General features: G+C 43.0%; 1 protein-coding gene. It reads left to right on the forward strand.

The genetic code is table 11. The annotated features are described in order from the left end of the window. Positions 1-737, forward strand: a 737-nt coding sequence (locus GMD1S_RS10655) for a manganese-dependent inorganic pyrophosphatase (protein ID WP_000485360.1), incomplete at both ends; no start/stop codon positions are given.

Below are 737 nucleotides of genomic sequence, written 5' to 3' on the forward strand. Positions count from 1 at the left end.
GGTGTAGAAGCACCACGCGTCATCACATCTGCTAAAGCAGAAGGTGCAGAGCAAGTTATCTTAACTGACCACAATGAATTCCAACAATCTGTATCAGATATCGCTGAAGTAGAAGTTTACGGTGTTGTGGACCACCACCGTGTGGCTAACTTTGAAACTGCCAGCCCACTTTACATGCGCTTGGAACCAGTTGGATCAGCTTCATCTATTGTTTACCGCATGTTCAAAGAACATGGTGTAGCTGTTCCTAAAGAAATCGCAGGATTGATGCTTTCAGGTTTGATTTCAGATACCCTTCTTTTGAAATCACCAACAACACACCCATCTGATAAAGTGATTGCGCCTGAATTGGCTGAATTAGCTGGTGTCAACTTGGAAGAGTACGGTTTGGCTATGCTGAAAGCTGGTACAAACTTGGCTAGTAAATCTGCTGAAGAATTGATTGATATCGATGCTAAGACATTTGAACTCAACGGAAATAAGGTTCGTGTTGCCCAAGTTAATACAGTTGATATTGCTGAAGTCTTGGAACGCCAAGCTGAAATCGAAGCAGCAATGCAAGCGGCTAATGCAGCAAACGGCTACTCAGACTTTGTCTTGATGATTACAGACATCGTCAACTCAAACTCAGAAATTTTGGCTCTTGGATCAAACATGGACAAGGTGGAAGCTGCCTTCAACTTCAAACTTGAAAACAACCACGCTTTCCTTCCAGGTGCTGTTTCACGTAAGAAACA

This window comes from Streptococcus sp. GMD1S (genome assembly GCF_000296875.1).
In the GTDB taxonomy this organism is placed as follows: Bacteria; Bacillota; Bacilli; order Lactobacillales; family Streptococcaceae; genus Streptococcus.